The 17,160-nt window shown below is 74.5% G+C and carries 20 protein-coding genes; 5 read left to right on the top strand and 15 right to left on the bottom strand.

Annotated elements, in window-relative coordinates; genetic code table 11:
* The 9 genes from ASD18_RS08900 to ASD18_RS08860 all read right to left on the bottom strand — a co-directional run bounded on the left by ASD18_RS08900 (position 1) and on the right by ASD18_RS08860 (position 6,849).
* On the bottom strand, positions 1-426 hold the full coding sequence (locus ASD18_RS08900; protein WP_056089541.1) for an SRPBCC domain-containing protein: 426 nt from the start codon (positions 424-426) through the stop codon (positions 1-3).
* Complete coding sequence (locus ASD18_RS08895; protein WP_056089537.1) at positions 426-1,214, bottom strand: SDR family oxidoreductase; 789 nt, start codon at positions 1,212-1,214, stop codon at positions 426-428. Before ASD18_RS08895 ends, ASD18_RS08900 begins: the two co-directional genes overlap by 1 nt.
* Positions 1,211-1,720, bottom strand: coding sequence for a thioredoxin domain-containing protein (locus ASD18_RS08890; RefSeq protein ID WP_056089531.1), 510 nt, complete (start codon positions 1,718-1,720; stop codon positions 1,211-1,213). Before ASD18_RS08890 ends, ASD18_RS08895 begins: the two co-directional genes overlap by 4 nt.
* Before the next feature lie 19 nt (positions 1,721-1,739).
* Entirely contained in the window at positions 1,740-2,765 is a 1,026-nt protein-coding gene (locus ASD18_RS08885) for an NAD-dependent epimerase/dehydratase family protein (protein WP_056089528.1), read from the bottom strand.
* 48 nt (positions 2,766-2,813) lie between these two features.
* A complete protein-coding gene (locus ASD18_RS08880; protein WP_056089523.1) occupies positions 2,814-3,041 on the bottom strand; it encodes a MoaD/ThiS family protein in 228 nt (75 codons plus the stop codon).
* A gap of 32 nt (positions 3,042-3,073) precedes the next feature.
* Complete coding sequence (locus ASD18_RS08875; RefSeq protein WP_082573692.1) at positions 3,074-4,276, bottom strand: serine hydrolase; 1,203 nt, start codon at positions 4,274-4,276, stop codon at positions 3,074-3,076.
* Positions 4,277-4,382: 106 nt separating this feature from the next.
* Complete coding sequence (locus ASD18_RS08870; protein ID WP_056089517.1) at positions 4,383-4,937, bottom strand: methylated-DNA--[protein]-cysteine S-methyltransferase; 555 nt, start codon at positions 4,935-4,937, stop codon at positions 4,383-4,385.
* Between the two features lie 92 nt (positions 4,938-5,029).
* A complete protein-coding gene (locus tag ASD18_RS08865) occupies positions 5,030-5,848 on the bottom strand; it encodes an ABC transporter permease (RefSeq protein ID WP_056089514.1) in 819 nt (272 codons plus the stop codon).
* Positions 5,845-6,849, bottom strand: a complete 1,005-nt coding sequence (locus ASD18_RS08860; RefSeq protein ID WP_056089510.1) for an ABC transporter ATP-binding protein — start codon at positions 6,847-6,849, stop codon at positions 5,845-5,847. The genes ASD18_RS08865 and ASD18_RS08860 overlap by 4 nt, the downstream gene beginning before the upstream one ends.
* 87 nt (positions 6,850-6,936) lie before the next feature.
* Between ASD18_RS08860 and ASD18_RS08855 the strand changes: the two genes are divergently transcribed.
* Positions 6,937-7,896 carry a YafY family protein gene (locus tag ASD18_RS08855; protein ID WP_056089507.1) on the top strand — a complete coding sequence of 320 codons (960 nt, stop codon included), beginning with the start codon at positions 6,937-6,939 and terminating at the stop codon, positions 7,894-7,896.
* 22 nt (positions 7,897-7,918) lie between these two features.
* Here the strand turns inward: ASD18_RS08855 and ASD18_RS08850 are convergent, their stop codons facing one another.
* Positions 7,919-8,524 (bottom strand): uridine kinase, encoded by a 606-nt coding sequence (locus ASD18_RS08850; RefSeq protein WP_235522304.1) that lies wholly within the window; start codon positions 8,522-8,524, stop codon positions 7,919-7,921.
* Between the two features lie 14 nt (positions 8,525-8,538).
* On the bottom strand, positions 8,539-9,858 hold the full coding sequence (locus tag ASD18_RS08845; protein WP_200938592.1) for a mechanosensitive ion channel domain-containing protein: 1,320 nt from the start codon (positions 9,856-9,858) through the stop codon (positions 8,539-8,541).
* A gap of 319 nt (positions 9,859-10,177) precedes the next feature.
* On the opposite strand from ASD18_RS08845, the gene ASD18_RS08840 reads away from it, so the two are divergent.
* Complete coding sequence (locus ASD18_RS08840; protein WP_056089504.1) at positions 10,178-11,011, top strand: DNA-3-methyladenine glycosylase; 834 nt, start codon at positions 10,178-10,180, stop codon at positions 11,009-11,011.
* Between the two features lie 118 nt (positions 11,012-11,129).
* Positions 11,130-12,140, top strand: a complete 1,011-nt coding sequence (locus ASD18_RS08835) for a DUF4349 domain-containing protein (protein ID WP_162251733.1) — start codon at positions 11,130-11,132, stop codon at positions 12,138-12,140.
* A gap of 67 nt (positions 12,141-12,207) precedes the next feature.
* Here the strand turns inward: ASD18_RS08835 and ASD18_RS08830 are convergent, their stop codons facing one another.
* Entirely contained in the window at positions 12,208-13,584 is a 1,377-nt protein-coding gene (locus tag ASD18_RS08830) for a pyridoxal-dependent decarboxylase (RefSeq protein WP_056089499.1), read from the bottom strand.
* A 37-nt stretch (positions 13,585-13,621) separates the two neighbouring features.
* Between ASD18_RS08830 and ASD18_RS08825 the strand changes: the two genes are divergently transcribed.
* Both ASD18_RS08825 and ASD18_RS08820 read left to right on the top strand, forming a co-directional pair.
* Positions 13,622-14,035: a TIGR03668 family PPOX class F420-dependent oxidoreductase gene (locus tag ASD18_RS08825; protein WP_235522302.1), complete on the top strand. Its 414-nt coding sequence runs from the start codon at positions 13,622-13,624 to the stop codon at positions 14,033-14,035.
* A gap of 136 nt (positions 14,036-14,171) precedes the next feature.
* A complete protein-coding gene (locus ASD18_RS08820; RefSeq protein WP_056089493.1) occupies positions 14,172-15,179 on the top strand; it encodes a hypothetical protein in 1,008 nt (335 codons plus the stop codon).
* A gap of 18 nt (positions 15,180-15,197) precedes the next feature.
* On the opposite strand, the gene ASD18_RS08815 is transcribed toward ASD18_RS08820, so the two are convergent.
* From ASD18_RS08815 to ASD18_RS08805, 3 genes are all read right to left on the bottom strand, one after another.
* A complete protein-coding gene (locus tag ASD18_RS08815) occupies positions 15,198-15,449 on the bottom strand; it encodes a PspC domain-containing protein (protein ID WP_056089490.1) in 252 nt (83 codons plus the stop codon).
* 104 nt (positions 15,450-15,553) lie between these two features.
* Positions 15,554-15,994, bottom strand: coding sequence for a hypothetical protein (locus ASD18_RS08810; protein WP_056089488.1), 441 nt, complete (start codon positions 15,992-15,994; stop codon positions 15,554-15,556).
* Positions 15,991-17,145 carry a serine/threonine-protein kinase gene (locus ASD18_RS08805; protein ID WP_082573688.1) on the bottom strand — a complete coding sequence of 385 codons (1,155 nt, stop codon included), beginning with the start codon at positions 17,143-17,145 and terminating at the stop codon, positions 15,991-15,993. The genes ASD18_RS08810 and ASD18_RS08805 overlap by 4 nt, the downstream gene beginning before the upstream one ends.
* Between the last annotated feature and the right edge of the window lie 15 nt (positions 17,146-17,160).

Below are 17,160 nucleotides of genomic sequence, written 5' to 3'. Positions count from 1 at the left end.
TCACGAGCCGACGAACTGTGCGTAGCGGGCGAGGATCAGGGGCCAGTCCGTGAACTTGGGCCGGAACTCCGCGTTGGTCTCGTCCCAGCCCTCGTGCGCGAGCTCGAGGCGCGTCCCGCCCTCGTCGAGCGGCACGAACTGCACGGAGATCCGGCTCGGGTGCGCGGGATCCTGACCGAGCGTCGAGGTGTGCACGACGAGGGCGCCGCGCGCGATCGCCAGCACCCGACCCCACTCGACCTCACCGAGCGCGGCGTCGACCAGGTAGACGCGACCGCCCACCCGCGCCTCGATCCCCGCCCCGCGGAACCCGGCCGGGTCGGGCGTGTAGTCGGGGTGCCACCACCGGCCGATGTCGTCGACCCAGGCGTCGAACGCCTCGACGGGGGTGCAGGCGACCACGAGCTGGTGGCGGATCGGCTCCATCACGCCACCGGGTCCTCGTCGCCGTACGCACCCAGCCGGAGCGTGCGCGCGTGGGTGGCCAGGATCTGCGGGGTCGCCGCCCGCAGCGACTCCACGGTGTCCGTCCCGGCGCGCACGAACCGCCCCGACAGCGCGTCGAGCTCCCCGTCGCCGAACGCCCGGACCAGCTCCGCGACGGCCTCGACGGGTGTCCACTGCGTCCGGCCCTCGTGCAGCGGCATCGACGTCGTCATCGCCGTCTCGACGTGCCCGGGGGCGAGGTCGAGCACGCGGATCCCCCGGTCGCGGTACTGGGCGTCGAGCTGCGTGGTGAACCGCGCGAGCGCCCCCTTGCTGATCGCGTAGCCCGTGTAGCTGGTCATCGCGCGGTGCCCGGCGCCGGAGTTCAGGTTCAGCACCCGGCCGTCGCCGCGCGCGAGCATCCCCGGCAGCACCGCGTGCGTGACCAGCAGCGGACCGCGCACGTTCGCCTCGATGACCCGCCAGGAGTCCTCGACGTCGTCGTCGACGAACGGCACCTCGGCCCGCTCGATCACGCCCGCGTTGTTCACCAGCAGCCCGATGCCGCCGAGCTCCTCCTCCACCCGGGCGACCGCGTCGAGGACCGCGGTCCCGTCCACGAGGTCGGCGGCGGCCACGCACACGTCCCCGCCGATCTCCTGGGCGACCGCGTCGAGGTGCGCGCGTGTGCGGCCGACCAGGGCGACCGCGTACCCGGCCCGGGCCAGACCGAGCACGATCCCCCGGCCGATGCCACGGCCGGCGCCGGTGACCAGCGCGGTCCTCATCGCACCGCCTCCACGGCCTCGCGCAGCCGGTCCAGCGTCACCTTGCCGTGGAACCGTGTGCCTCCGACGAACACCGTCGGCGTCCCCCGCACGCCCAGCTCGATGCCCGCGGAGTAGTCGGCGGAGATCGCCGGGGCGTACGCCTGCGCACCGTCGCCCGCCACCTCGTCGGGGTCGAGCCCGAGCCGCACCGCGGCGGCACGCAGGTCCGGGTCGGCCAGCCGGTCCTGGTGGCTGAACAGCTCGTCGTGCATGTCCCAGAACTTCCCGTGCGCGCCCGCCGCCTCCGCCGCGAGCGCCGCCGAGAGGGCCGACGGGTGCACCTCGAACAGCGGGAAGTGTCGCCACACCAGGCGCACCTGCCCGTCGGAGGTGTCGACCAGCTGCCGCAGCGCCGGTGCGGCGGCGCGGCAGTACGGGCACTCCAGGTCACCGAACTCGAGGACGGTGATCGGGGCGTCGGCGCGGCCGTAGACGTGTCGCTCGGCGGAGATGTCGTCGGTCATGCCGTCGAGGATGCCAGGCTCACCGGCGCCGCGGCCGCAGCGGCGGGCTCGCGGTCCCCGCCCCGGTCGCGATCCCCGACACCATGTCCCGGAGCGTCTCGGCCGCCGACCAGGCCGGCCGCCAACCCAGCTCACGCTCCGCGCGGGACGTGTCGAGCAGCGGCACGGCGAGGGCCATGTCCAGCCACCCGGGACCGACGGGCACGGCGCGCGCGTGCCAGGCGGCCGCGAGGAGCCTGCGGGTGCCGGCCACGTCGACCTCGCGCACCCTCCCGCGCGAGACGACGTCGGCGACGTCCTGGCCGCGCAGCACGTCCGGGGCGGCGACGTTGAACGGCCCCCTCACGCGCCGGACGACGGCCTCCCGGTACGCCGACGCGACGTCGTCCGCGTGCACCACCTGGAGCCGAAGGCCCGCCGGCCAGGGCAGCACCGGGAGGTGTCCACCGATCGCCCGCCGGGGCGCCCACGGTCCGAGGAAGTACCGCGAGATCTCGTGCCCGGCTGCCTGCTGGAACACGAGCGCCGCCCGTACTCGGGCGATCGCGAGGTCCGCGTGCACCGCCTCGAACTCGTCGAGGGTCCGCTCGACCGCCGCCTTGTCGACGCTGTACGACGACGACCGCACCCCGCCGGTCGCCCAGCCCTCGCCGCGCGGGACGTCGTCCGGAGCGGGCGAGTACGCGCCGACGCTCGAGGCGACCACGACGTGCGGGACCCCCGCGCGCCGCGCGGCGTCGAGGACGTGCCGGGTGCCCGACACGTTCACGTCGTGCAGCCGGCGGCGGTCGTGGCTGGGCTGGACGGCCCACGCGAGGTGGACCACGGCGTCGGCGCCGGCGAAGGCGGGAACCAGGACGTCGACCGCGGTCGGCGCGGCGACGTCGCACCCGACCCACGTGGCGACGCGGTACGGGGCTGCCGGCGTGCCAGGGGGCACGCGCCGCGCGATGCCGACCACCGAGGTGACCGTGGCGTCGTCGCTGAACCGCCGCAGGAGAGCCGTGCCGACGTTCCCGCTGGCACCGACCACGACGACTCTCATGCGCACACGCTCGCACCAGTTGCGCCCACCCGCATCGCGACCGCGCCCTCAGAGGTCCGGGACCACGTCGACGACGTCGCTCGGCCCGAGCGCAGCCCCGTCGTCGGAGGCCACACCGTCGACCACGAACGAGCACCGACCGATCAGCTGGGCCAGCTCACCGCCGTGCCGGGTGAGCACCTGCGCCCGCAGCTCACCGACCGTCGAGGCGGGTACCTGCTCGGCGGCGATGCCGGCGGCCTCGGCGGCGGCCGCCGTGTAGCGGACGAGCGCCATGCCCACATGCTGCCACCGCCGAGGGCGGCCGACTATGCGCAGAGCACCGCGTCGACGGCGTGCGCGAGGCGCTCGGCGGCACGCTCCGGGTCGGCGGTCGCCGCCGGCAGCGCGGTCACCGCGACGGTCACGGACCGCCCGTCCGGACCCACCCCGCCGCCGGTCTCGTAACCGGGGATGCTCCCGCCGTGTCCCCAGGCGACCCCGCCGCAGCTCAACGGGGTGCTCATGAGCGCGAGCCCGTACCGCATGCCGTGCAGCTCGGGCAGGGTCTCGACGGTCGTCTGCATCTCCGCCAGCAGCGCGGGCGGCAGGAGCTCGCCGCCCATCAGCGCCACGAAGAACGAGTTGAGGTCGCTCGGGGTCGAGACGATGTCGCCCGCTGCCCACGCCCACGCCGGGTCGAGCACCGTGATGTCCTGCAGCTCGCCGCCGGGCTCGGTCGCGTGGTAGCCGAGCGGGTGCCGCTCGCGCAGGCTCTCCTCGCCGCGGTCCGGCACGTACGTGTCCCGCAGGCGCAGCGGCTCGATCACCCGGTCGGTGATCACCTCGGCCAGCGGACGTCCGGCGACCTTCTGCACGATCAGCCCGGCGACCACGTAGTTGGTGTTGCTGTAGTCCCATCGCGACCCGGGCGGTGTGCCCGGCTGCGTCAGGGCGAGGTCGAGCAGCTCGCGCGGCTCGACGTAGTGGTGCCGCGTCGACAGGAAGTCGTGATCCATGACCGCGGTGTAGTTGGGGAGGCCGCTGGTGTGCTGGAGCAGCTGCCGGACGGTGATCGCGGAGCCGTCGACACCGTCGCCGTGGACCAGGCCGGGCAGATAGGTCTCGACGGGCGCATCGAGGTCGATCGTCCCCTCGTCGACCAGCTGCAGGAGGGCCACCGCGAGGAACGTCTTGCTGTTGCTGCCGATGCGCACCTGGCCGTCGAGCGGCACCCGGGCGCCGGTCTCGAGGTTGCCGACGCCGGCGGTGTAGTCACGACTGCGCCCGCGCGCGTCCTCGTAGGTGGCCAGCGCTCCGGGGAAGCCTGCGTCGCGGACGAGGCCGTCGAGCTGGCGCTGCACCTCGCGCGACGCGGGCGGCGACCCGCCGGAGGCGTAGGCGGGTGTGCCGGCGACGAGCGCACCGGTCGTCGCGACGGCGCACAGCGCGGCGACCGTGGCGACGGCGCGTGCCCGGCCGTGCCGTCGCGGCGCGGTGGACGCGGAGGTGACGGGGTCGTGGACGGTCATGAGATCTCCTCGGAATCGGGTGATCTCAGCCTGTCGACGGGCGGCGACCGCTCGCCAGGGAGCACTCCCCCGAGCCGGGGTGGGGCAGACCCACGGGTCCGCCGCGTCAGAACAGCAGGTGCTCGCGCGGTCGTCCCTTGGCCTCGAGCCCGAGCAGGAACCGCTTGCGGTCGAGACCCGCGGCGAAGCCGGTGAGCGACCCGTCCGCGCCGATGACCCGGTGGCACGGCACGACGATCGCGATCCGGTTGCGCCCGTTGGCGGCCCCGACCGCCCGCGACGACGTGCGCGGATCCAGCCCGATCTCCGCGGCGAGGTCCCCGTAGGACCGCGTCTGCCCGTACGGGATGCGCAGCAGCCCTTCCCACACCCGGCACTGGAACGTGGTCCCCACGAAGTGCAGCGGGAGGTCGAACTCGGTCCGCGTCCCGGCGAAGTACTCGTCGAGCTGCGTCTGCACCTGGTCGAACTCGTCGTCCGCCCGCTCCCCGAACGGCCCTTGCACCGGCTCGTACTTGGAGTCCGGGAGCAGGAGCGCCGACAGGCCACCGTCGTGGGCGACCAGAGTGATGGGGCCGACCGGCGAGGGCACGACCGTGTGCACGACCCGGACCTCCTCGAGGAGCCGCAGATCCTGTGTCACGTCGTCCTGGACCGTCATGGCCGCCATCATTCCCCCACCCACTGACACGCCCGCCCGTCGCGCGCTCCCGAGGAGAAGACGCGCCACGGGCGGGCGGTGTGAGGTGCGGGTCAGTCCGTGCTGCGCAGGAGCGTCCGGACGCCGACCGCCAGCCCGACCACCGCGGTGAGCACGGCGGCGAGCCAGCCCGCTGCCACCGCGCTGCTGGTCAGGTCGCCCGCGAACAGCGCCCGCTCGGCCTCGACCACCCACCGCAGCGGGTCGAACGCGGAGGCCACCTTCATCCACTGCGGACCGGTCTCCAGCGGCAGGAGCATGCCCGACAGGATGAGCAGCGGGAACAGGACCGTCTGCTGGACCGCCCAGAACATCCACTCCTGCTTGCGCACGGCGATGGCCAGCGCGTAGCTGAGCGAGCCGAGGCCGACGCCGAGCACGGCGAGCATGACCAGTCCGAGCGGTCCCCCGACCGGGTCGGCGCGGAAGCCGAACGGCAGCATCACCAGGATCAGGATGATCGCCTGGGCGACCAGCGGGACCATCTCCTTCAAGGACCGGCCCACCAGCTGCGACGACCGCGACAACGGCGTCACCAGCAGGCGCTCGTGCGCACCGGTCTGCATCTCGAACTGCAGGTTGGCGCCGGTGGTCGAGGTGCCGAACAGCGTGGTCATCACCAGGATCGCCGGCACGAACCACTGCCAGACCTCGGCGCCGTCGAAGCCGGCGGACGCCCCGACGGAGCCGGCCAGCAGCGGACCGAACAGGCCGAGGAACACCAGCGGCTGGATCAGGCCGAACACCACCGAGAACGGTTCACGGATCACGGGGCGCAGCTCGCGGGTCATCACGAGCCAGACGTCAGCGAGCCAGGGGCGGCGGCCGGTCGTCGTGGCGGTGCTCGGCCGGGTGGCGGTGATCGTGCTCATGCTGCTGCCTCCTGCGTGGCGTCGTCGGTGCTGTCGCTCGCCCGCGGACCCTCGTCGCGCAGGCTGCGGCCGGTGAGGGCCAGGAACACGTCGTCGAGCGTGGGGCGGACGGCGAGCGCCTCGAGCAGCGGAGTGCCGGCGGCGGAAGCGGCGAGGACCAGCTCGGGCACCGCGGCCGCGGCGTCGGCCACCCGTGCCACGACGCGATCACCGTCGACGGAGACGTCGCGGGCGCCGGGCAGGGTCTCGACGATCGTCGCCACCCGCGCGGCCGTCCCGCCGACCGCGACGGTGAGCACCACGCGGTCGCCGGCGAGGGTGCGCTTGAGCCCGTCCGCGGTGTCGTCGGCGATGACCTGGCCGTGGTCGACCACCACGACGCGCTCCGCCATGGTGTCGGCCTCGTCCAGGTAGTGGGTGGTGAGCACGATCGTCATGTCGTGCTCGGCACGCAGCCGCGTGATGTGCTCCCACAGGTTGGCGCGGTTGTGCGGGTCGAGGCCCGTGGTCGGCTCGTCCAGGAACAGCAGCCGGGGCGCGTGCACCAGGCCGAGCGCCACGTCGAGCCGCCGACGCTGGCCACCGGACAGGTCACCGACCTTGCGCCGGGCCAGCGTCGTCAGGTCGAGGGCGTCGAGCAGCTCGCCGGTCCGCCGACGTGCCGCCGCCCGGTCCAGCCCGTAGACCTGGCCCTGCATGGTGAGCTCGTCGGCCGCGCGCTGCTGGTGCCCCGCGCCGTTGCCCTGCCCCACGTAGCCGATGTTCCGCCGGACGGTCGACGGCTCCGCGACCACGTCGACCCCCGCGACCGTCGCGGTGCCCGACGTCGGGCGGATCAGGGTGGTGAGCATCCGCATCGTGGTGGACTTGCCGGCGCCGTTGGGTCCGAGGACCGCGACGAGCTCGCCCGGGGCGATGTCGAGGTCGATCCCGCGCACGGCGTGCACGGTCTCGGTGCGGCTCACCACGAAGTCCTTGGTGAGTCCTCGCGTGTGGATCATGGGCTTCTCCCTCGCTGGATGGGTACCTGACCACCTTGGCGTGGGTAGCGGCCAGTTCCTGTCCGCTATCGATGCCATCCTGAGGACATGTCGACGCCGTCCTCCCGCCTCCTCTCGCTCCTGTCGCTGCTGCAGGCTCGCCGGGACTGGCCGGGCGGGGTGCTCGCCGACCGGCTCGGCGTCAGCCCGCGCACCGTGCGCCGGGACGTCGACCGGCTGCGCGAGCTCGGCTACCCCGTGCACGCCAGCAAGGGCCCCGACGGCGGGTACCGCCTCGACGCCGGCACGCAGATGCCACCCCTCCTGCTCGACGACGACCAGGCGGTCGCGCTCGTCGTCGCCCTCCAGACCGCGTCGACCGGGGTCGCGGGCGTCGACGAGGCGGCCGTGCGGGCGCTCGCCACCCTCCGTCAGGTCATGCCTGCGCGGCTGCGCACCGCGGCCGACGCCCTCCAGGTCACGGCCGTCACCCGCCGGGGCAACCGCCCCGAGGTCGACCAGCACGTGCTCCTGGCCGTCGGCGCCGCGGTCCGTGCCCGCGAGGTCCTCCGGTTCGACTACGCGGGCGGCACCGATGCCGGTCCTCGGCCCGCCCGCCGTGCCGAGGCGCACCACCTGGTCACGTGGGGCGACCGCTGGTACCTGGTCGGGTACGACCTGGAACGCGCCGACTGGCGCACCTTCCGCGTCGACCGGATGACCCCGAAGTCAGGATCCGGCCCGCGGTTCGCCCCCCGCCCGCTCCCGGCGTCCGACGTCGCGGCGTTCGTCGCCGAACGGTTCGCTGCGGTCACACCGTGGCCGTGCCGGGGCGAGGCGGAGGTCGACATGCCCGCGACCGAGGTCGCCACCTGGGCCGGCCGGGACGCCCTGGTGGAGCCGCTCGGTCAGGACCGCAGCCGTGCGGCGCTCAGCGCGTGGTCGTGGGACGGGGTCGCGGCCCGGTTCGCCATGTTCGGCGTCCCGCTCCGGGTGATCGGTCCCCCGGAGCTGGCCGACGCCATGCGCCGCCTCGCCGACCGCGCGACGGCGTCCCTCGGCGCGTAGCGCGGCCAGGATCAGCCCCGGTTCAGGCGAGGCCCAGCTCGATCGCCGGCCTCCGTGGATCGTCGACGTGGACGACCACGTCCGCCACCTCCACCGGCAGCATCTCCTCGTCGTACCGCGCGAACGCGGGCAGGGCCCACCGGTCCTCCTCCGCGGTCCGGCGGTGCAGGGTGGCCGGTCGGACCGTCAGATGCACCGCGAGCTCGGCGTCGAGCCATCGCCCGAGCAGCAGGCTCCCGTCGAGCACCAGCACCGCGCCGTCGGGAGCCTGCCCGTACCCGGCGCGCGTCGCCCGGTCGGTGCGGGGGTCCCAGAGCGTCGGCAGGTAGCGGCCCGACGCGGTGAACGGGTCCAGCACCTCACGTCCGAGCGCACCGACGTCGAGCCGGTCCTCCAGATAGGCGTCGGCGTCGTGCCGCCCGTGCTCGAACCGGATCGAGGCGGGGCGCAGGAAGTCCTCGGCGTGCACCCGCACCACCGCACGCCCGGCCGCACGCAGGGGTGCGACGAGCGCGTCTGCCAGCTCTTGCGGCCGGGTCGGGGGCGCCCCGTCGACGAGCACACGGACCCTGCCGTCGTGCTCGACGACCCGCCGCGCCAGCTCGTCGACGAGCACCGCGGGCGTCACGGGCCGGATCTGGCTCAGGGCTGCCGGCCCTCGGTGTCCCCCGCGGCCTGCTCGCGCTCGTCGATGACGTCCTGTCCGGGCCCGGAGAAGTGCCGCGACCGCTCGAGCGCGTCGATGCTGCCCGTGAACAGCCGCGAGTCCTGGCCACCCGTCTGGATGGTCTGCGTGTCGTCGGCGGACCAGGCGCCGGGGACCGGGAGGGGGGTCGGGAGCGTCGGCGTCGGAGCGGTCTCCGGGCGCGCCCGGCGGCCGGACGCCGGTGCGGGCGCGGTGCCCTCCCAGCGGGTCTTGGGCAGGCTCTGCGGCGCCTCCCGCTGGAGCCAGCCGACCAGCCCCTCGCGCACGTAGCAGCGCAGGTCGAACAGGGTGGGGGCGTCGACCGCGCTGGCCAGCGCACGGACGCGGACCAGCCCGCCGACCGCGTCGGTGACCTGCAGGATGCCGACCCGGCGGTCCCACAGGTCGGTGTCCTGCAGCAGCCGCGCCAGCTCGGCGCGCATCGCCTCGACGGGGACCTCCCAGTCCACGTCCAGCTCGACGGTGCCCAGCAGGTCGGCCGCGCGTCGCGTCCAGTTCTCGAAGGGCGTGGTCGTGAAGTACGTGGAGGGCAGGATCAGGCGGCGGTCGTCCCAGACGTGCACGACGACGTAGGTGAGCGTGATCTCCTCGATCCGTCCCCACTGCTCGCTGACCACCACCACGTCGTCCACGCGGATCGCGTCGGTGAACGCGAGCTGCAGTCCCGCGAACACGTTGGCGAGCGAGCTCTGCGCCGCGAGGCCGGCGACGATCGAGATCAGACCGGCCGAGGCGAGCAGGCTGGCACCGAGCGTGCGGGCCGAGGGGAAGGTCAGGAGGATCGCGGCGATCGCGCAGAGCACGAGGATGGCCACCGTGATGCGCCGGAGCACCTGGACCTGGGTGCGGACCCGGCGGGCGTGCCGGTTGTCGGCGACGTCGATCCGGTACCGCTGCAGGGCGGCGTCCTCGAGCACGAACGCGAGGCTGCCGATCAGCCACGCCACGGTGATGATCAGCGCGATGAGCAGCACGTGCTCGACGGTCCGGGTCCAGTCCGACGGGTCGGTGCTCAGCCGGAGCGCGATCCACACGGCGACGACCAGCAGCACCGCGCGCATGGGACGACGCGAGCGTCGGGAGAGGTCGGCGGCGACGGCGGACTTGCGCGCCACGCGGCGGACCAGCACAGACAGGAGCGTCGCCGCGAGGTAGGCGACCACGACGGCCGCCAGGATCGAGAGGGTCGGGACGACGACGCCCTGGACGTCGTCGGCCACGGTCTCGTCGGTAGCGCCACGGAGCAGGAGGGTCAGCACGCCTCTCAGCGTAGGCAGTGGCCGGACGTAGGTGCGCCCCGTCCCCGCTTCTGGGGGACGGGGCGCAACGGAGAGGCGTCTCGCCGGCACGAGGCTTGGCGCACTCCCTGAACCCTGACGGGCGGCCCGGCTCTCGCCGTGACCCTCGGCAACGCGGCCCTTCTTGCGACCGGCTGGTCGCCCGGTCTCCCGGTCGATCAGCTAGAACAGTTCTAGCACTGTCACGCGTGTACCGCATCCTTTCCATGTGTCGATCTTGTGTTGGCAAAGAAGCTCGGCCCCGGGATCGTATGGATTCGACCAGACCGAGGAGACCATGAGCCCCGCCGTTGTCGTCCGACGCCCGTTCGACCCCGCGCCCGCCCTGGCCTCGCTCGTCGCCCACGCGGTACCGGGCGTGGAGTCCGTCGCGGGCAGCACGGTCCGCCGGCTCGTCCGGCTCGGCGCCGAGGAGGTGGTGGTCGTTGCGACCCTCCGCGCGGACCGGATCGACGTGAGCGCATCGGCCGGCACCCCGACCGAGCTCGTCGCCCTCGCCGACCGCTGGTTCGGGCTCGCCGACGACCTCGACGCCGTGCACGCCGCGTTCGAGGACGATCCCGTGCTCGGCCCGCTCGTCCGTGCCAGGCCAGGGCTGCGGATCCTCGGCCACTCGGACGGCTTCGAGGCCGCCGCCACCACGGTGCTCGGCCAGCAGGTCTCGCTCGCGGCCGCGCGCACGTTCGGGGGCCGGCTCGCAGCCGCCTACGGCCGGCCCGGGCCGGACGGGCTCACCCGCTACCCCTCGCCGGAGGAGCTCGCCGCCGTGGACCCGGTGGAGCTGCAGACCGTCGTGCGGATCACCCACTCCCGCGCGCGGACCCTGCTCGCCCTCGCGCAGGCGTGCGCCGACGGACTCACCTTGGCTCCCGGTGCGCCGGACGTGCGGTCACGCCTGCTCGCCCTGCCCGGGATCGGTCCGTGGACGGCCGACTACCTCGCGCTGCGGGTGCTCGGCGACCGGGACGCGCTGCCCGTCGGCGACCTGGTCCTGCGTCGGGCGCTCTCCGCCCAGAGCGCGGCGGAGGTAGCGCGCGCGGCCGAGCCTTGGCGGCCGCTGCGGGCGTACGCCGCCGTGCACCTGTGGGCCGCGACGGCATACGGGCTGTGAGCAGGGGGAACGCGTTCCGATGACGGCACGGTCACGATTGCGACCGGCACCCACCCCCGCTGTCACGATTGCGTCACGCGCCCCCCGCGGCCACCCCCGTTCGCCCTACGGTCGCCGCATGACGCCGACGACAAGACACCCCGCACCGCAGCTCCGCGCCCGGTCCACCCGCCTGGTGGTCGCCGGCATCATCGCCCTGAGCGCTGTGCTCGGCGGGTGCAGCGCGAGCGGCGACGACATGAGCGCCGCCGACGAGGGCGGCACCTCGGGCGCGCTCGGCGGCGATGCCCGCTCCGGCACCGCGGAGCAGCCGGCGGACGGCAGCGTCGAGCAGGCCGCGAGCACGTCCGACGCCGACCGGCAGGTGATCCAGACCGGTGACGTCCGGATGACGGTGAAGGACCCGCTCGACGCCGCGGACGCGGTGGTCGTCCTCGCGGAAGGTGCTGGGGGCCGCGTCGACGACCGGTCGGAGCACGCCGCGACCAAGGACGACGTCGGCACGGCCGAGCTGACCATCCGCCTGCCCGCCGACGAGGTCAGCCGAGCCGTCGACGGTCTGCGTGAGCTCGGCACGATCGACGAGCTCAACCTCACGAGCGAGGACGTCACGGGCACGGCGCAGGACCTGGACGCCCGCATCCGTGCGCTCCAGCTCTCGGTCGCGCGGATGGAGGACCTGCTGACGCGGGCCACCACCAACGAGCAGCTCATCGCGGCGGAGAGCGCGCTGACCGAGCGGCAGTCCAGCCTCGAGCAGCTGCAGTCCGAGCGGGCCCGGCTGGCCGAGAAGGTGCGCCTGTCGACGATCCACGTGGTGCTCTACGGTCCCGAGCTCGCGCCGGTCGCGCCCGTGGAACCGGAGACCGGACCGCAGTCGTTCCTCGACGGTCTGGCGGCCGGCTGGGCCGCCCTCGTCGACGTCGCGAGCGGCTTGGCTATCGTCGTCGGTGTGCTCCTCCCCTGGCTCGCGTTCGGAGGTGCGGTCGCCGCGCTCGTCGTCGCCGCGGTCCGCTGGAACCGGCGTCGCCGCGCCACGGGCCCGATCGGCCAGCCGGCGCCCGCCGTCGTGACCTCGGTGCCGGGACCTGCCCCGTCCGTCTCGCCGGACGAGCACGAGCCCCGCTGACGATGGCGGTCGTCGACGGCGTGCTCGCGGTCACGGTGCGGCCGTGGCGCGTGGTGATGTCCCGGGACTAGCCCGCGGCCGCGCGGCGCACCGCGTCCACCGAGCGCGCCACGTCCTCGGCGTCGGTGGACCAGTTGCTCACCGACACCCGCAGGATGTCCCGGCCCTGCCAGCGGGACCCGGACATCCAGGTCACCCCGTCGGCGAGCACGCGCGCGGTGACCTCGCGCGTGTGCTCGTCGCTGCCGAACGCCACGCTGACCTGCGTGAACACGACGTCGTTCACGATCTCGGCGCCGTCGATCGCGCGGATCCCGTCGGCGATGGCCTGCGCGTTGGCCACGAGACCGTCGACGAGGTCCTCGACGCCGGTCCGGCCCAGCGACCGCAGCGCCGCCCACACGGGGACGCCCCGGGCGCGGCGCGACAGCTCCGGAACCCGCTCCATCGGGTCGCCCGCGCCCTGGAACGCGGCGAAGTACTCGGCGCGCATGCCGAAGGCCCTCCGCAGCGGCTCGGGGCGCGCGACGATCGCGAGGCCGCAGTCGTACGGCACGTTGAGGGTCTTGTGGGCGTCGGTCGCCCACGAGTCCGCCCGCTCGTGGCCGGCCAGCAGACCCCGCAGCCGCGGGGAGGCCGCCGCCCACAGCCCGAACGCGCCGTCCACGTGCACCCAGGCGCCGTGGGCGTGGGCCACCTCGATGGCCTCGGCCATCGGGTCGAACGCGCCGGAGTGCAGGTTGCCGGCCTGCAGGCACACGATCGTCGGACCGTCGCCGGCGGCCAGCGCCTCGGCGAGGGAGTCGACGACCAGCCTCCCCTGACGGTCGGCGACAACGGCAGTCGGCGTGCCGAGCCCCAGGTAGCGCAGGGCGAGGTCGAGCGTGCCGTGCCGCTCCTCGCCGACCAGGACCCGCACCCGCGGACCGCCCGCGAGCCCGTCGCGCTCGACGTCCCACCCGGCGTCGGTGAGCACCTGCTGGCGTGCCGCCGCCAGCCCGGTGAAGTTGGCCATCGTCGCGCCGGTGACGAACCCGACGTCGGCGCCCGCCGGCAGGCCCAGCAGCTCGAGCGCCCACGCGGCCGCGGCCTCCTCCGCCGCCACGACGCCCGGCGTGGCGTGCCGCATCGCCGTGTTCTGGTCCCACGCGCTGGTCAGCCAGTCGGCGGCGAGCGCGGCCGGGAGCGTGCCGCCGATGACCCAGCCGAAGAACCGGCCCGACGGCATCCCCATGAGGCCGGGCTCGACACCGGCGGCGAGCTCGTCGACGACCACCTCGGGGGCGGTCGGGCCGTCCGGCAGCGGGCCGCCGAGCGCGGCCGCGAGGGCGTCGGCGTCAGCCCGCGGGTGCACCGGGCGCTCGGCCAGGGACGTCAGCCACTCGCGGGCGTGGTGCGTCGCGCGCTCGAGCGCCGGGGCGAGGTCCGGCCACCGTGCCGTCATGCCCACAGCCTGCCACCGTGGCGCCAGACTGGACCGCGTGGACCCTGAGGAGTGCCGGAGACGGTTCGGCGCGGCCGAGCGTGCGGTGCTGGCGACCACCGGGGAGGACCAGCGCCCGCACCTGGTCCCGGTGACGTTCGCCGTGCTCGACGACGTCGTCGTCGTGACGGTGGACCACAAGCCGAAGCGCACCGTCGACCTGCGTCGGCTGCGCAACATCCGGGAGAACCCGTCGGTCGCGTTCCTGGTCGACCACTGGTCGGCGGACTGGTCGAACCTCTGGTGGGTGCGCGTGGACGCGACCGCGACGGTGGCCGACGAGCCTCCGACGCCGGCCGAGCTGCTCGCGCTCCAGGCGCGCTACCCCGCCTACCGAGAGGTCGCGCCCGGCGGTCCGCTGATCCGCGCCCGCGTGACGCGCTGGACGGGGTGGAGCGCGGCGCGCACGTGACGCAGTTCACCCGGAGGTTCGTCCCGCCTGCCGGGGTTTGCGTCACCGGGTCACCCGGACGGGCGAGTCTGGCCGGCGGTCGCCTCACTACCGTCGAGGGACGTCTGATCACGGGGGGCGGGCTGAGGAGGCGGACGTGAGCGCGACGGGCAAGGACCCGCAGTGGCGCGACGCCGAGCGGTTCGCGGAACGCCACGCCCGCACCGTCCTCGCGCGCACCGACGTCCGGGTGACGGGCCCCGGGTCCGCCGTCGAGCTCGACCTCGTGGGCATCGACTTCGCCGGTCGCGTCGAGCACCGTCGCAGCCCCGTGGGTCGCACCGACCTCGAGGACCTCCGCGCCGCGGCCGGCTCGTTCGTCGCCGTCTTCTACTCCCGCTCCGGGTTCACCAAGACCGCCGTGCTCTGGGCCGAGGAGCACCGCATCGCCCTGTTCGGGTACACCGACACCGGCTACGCGAGCCCGGCCAACACGTGCGCGGTCGAGCTCGTCCAGCGCGCCCAGGCCGAGTCCGAGCACCACGTGCGCGTGGCCACGGAGGTGGTGTCCCGCCGGGCGACCGAGGCGCGGCAGGAGGCTGAGCGGCGCGAGCGCGAGGCCCTGGCCGACGAGCTGCGCGCCGAGGACGACGCCCGCCGGGCCGCGGAGCGCCGCCGGATCCAGCGCCTGCGCTCCGAGACGCTGCTGGGCCGGACGGTCGTCCTCCTGCTGCAGATCCAGATCGTGCCCGGCACCCTGGCCGCCACGATCGACCGGCTGGCGCACTCGACGATCGTCTCCGCCGTCGCCGACTCCGCAGAGCGGCTGTCCATGAGCGACCGCCCGCACGCCGTCGCGCTCGTGCGCTCGATGTTCGACGACGCGGCTGCCGCGCTCGAGGTGCTCACCGTGCCGACGGCCCGGGACACGGCGAACTACCGCACCGCGGTGCAGGCCATCGATCGAGGTCTGGACGCGCTCGACGCGGCGAACGGCGTCGGTTCCGTGGGGCACGTCGCGCCCGAGCTCGTCGCGTCGCAGCTGCGAGCGGCCGAGCGGTGCTGGCGCGCCCTCGTCGGCGAGCTGACCAAGGCGCTGCCCGCGCCCAGCCTCGGCGACGTCCCCGCCCCGCGCCGGCCGCGCCACCTCACCCCGTCGGTCTGACCAGCTGGGGCACCCCTGTCAGCCCGGAGTGCCCGGAGCGGCCGGTCCCGCCGGCACCCAGCGCTCCGTCGGCATCAGGATCCACAGGAGGGGGTAGACCAGGAGCTGGCTGCCCGGCACGACGAACAGGATGAGCACGAACAGCAGTCGCGCGTGGAACGGGGCGATGCCGAACCGTCGGCCCAGGCCGGCGCACACACCGCCCAGCACACGGCCGTCGACCGGCCGGACCAGGCCCTGTCGAGCCATGCCGTCGTGGATGGTGCCCATGGTGCTGCTCCTCTCGTGCCGGCCAGGGCGGCCGGACTCCCCCAGCATGCCGCCACGACCGTGCCGTCCGCATCGGTGATCGCCCGGACCGGACCCTGAGACGGCTACTTGTCCTTGTTCCCCTTGCCGGGGTTCTTGTCCTTGCCCTTCGGGGTGGCGGGCGCCGGCGCGGGCGCAGTCTGCTCGGCCGCGGCCTTGTCGGCAGCCGCCTGGTCGGCAGCGGCCTGCTCCGCAGCGAGCAGCTCGGCGGCCGTCTGCTGGGCGGCCAGGTCGGAGGCCACCTGATCGAGGGCGGCGTCGATCTGCTGGTACCGCTCCGTCGAGACCTCGCCCGCGTTCGCGCCAACGTCCAGCGCGGTGCGCGTCTCAGCCAGCAGGGACTGGGCGTCGGCCCACCTCGACTCCGCGGCCGCCTGCGAGACGGCGAGCACCGACTGCTGGAGCGTCGCAGCGCGGTCGTCCGCCAGCTCGGGACTGCCGGCGCAGGACCCGCACAGCAGAGCCGTCGCGACGACGAGCGCAGCCCACCCGGCGCGGCGCCTCACGGCTCCACGCTCTCTTGGAGCTGGGTCAAGGACTCGCCGAGCGTGCCCTGGACCCTCGGGTAGGCAGGCGGCTCCTGCGGCGTGCCGTCGCCCGACACGAGCTGGCCGACGAGCACCGCGCCGCCGACGAGGAGCACGGCGGCCCCACCGACGAGGGCGGCCCGTCCGGACCGGACGCGATCCCACCGGCCGGTCGAGGGCGGTTCCGCCACCGGGACGGCGCGCGTGGGCGGCAGCGGGTCGCCGCCCGGACTCTCGACCGACGGGAGGACGAGGGTCTCGTCCGACGGCGCTGCCGTGATCGCCGCCAGGTCGTCCGCCACCTCCTGTGCGGTGGGACGTTCCTCGGCCGCCATGCGCGTCATCCGCGCCAGCAGGTCCGCCAGCCGGGCGTCGAGGTGCGGCGGGATCTCCGGGGACGTGGTGAGCCGGGCTGCCGCCACCTCGGCGGCCGTCCCGGAGAACGCGGGGCGTCCGGTCAGGCACTCGATCAGGACCAGGCCGAGTCCGTACACGTCGCTCGGCGGCCCCAGCGCGCTGCCGGTCGCCTGCTCCGGGCTCAGGTAGCTCACCGTCCCGAGCGTCATCCCAGTCATCGTCAGCCGCGTCGCGCCCGCCAGGCGAGCGATCCCGAAGTCGGCGAGCTTCGCGGTCGGCCCCCCGTTACGGCCGGTCAGCAGGATGTTCGCCGGCTTGATGTCGCGGTGGATGATCTCGCGCTCGTGCACGACCGCGAGCGCCTCGGCGACGTCCTTGCCGACCGCCGCGGTCTCGTCGACGCCGAGCACGCCCTCCCGCAACGCCTCGGCGAGCGTCGGCCCGTCCACCAGCTCCATCACGAGGTAGACCTGCTGCGACCCGTCGTCGTGGTGCACGGTGCCGGCGTCGTGCAGCGTGACCAGGCCGGGGTGGCTGAGCGTGGCGAGCACGCGGATCTCGGCACGGTTGCGCAGCAGGTCGTCGGTGTCCTCGTGGACCGGTGGGAACACCTTGACGGCGACGTCCCGGTCCAGCAGGAGGTCACGGGCCCGGTGCACGGTCGCCATGCCGCCCCGGCCCATGACCGCGTCGAGCCGGTACCGGTCGCCCAGGACCTCGGGCTCCGGCGCGTCCACCGGGTCCGGCCTCGACCCATCGACGTGTTCCAGCATGTGGCCAGACCCTAG

The organism is Cellulomonas sp. Root137 (genome assembly GCF_001426725.1).
Classification (GTDB): Bacteria; Actinomycetota; Actinomycetes; order Actinomycetales; family Cellulomonadaceae; genus Cellulomonas.
This window is presented reverse-complemented; position numbering and strand designations above follow the sequence as displayed.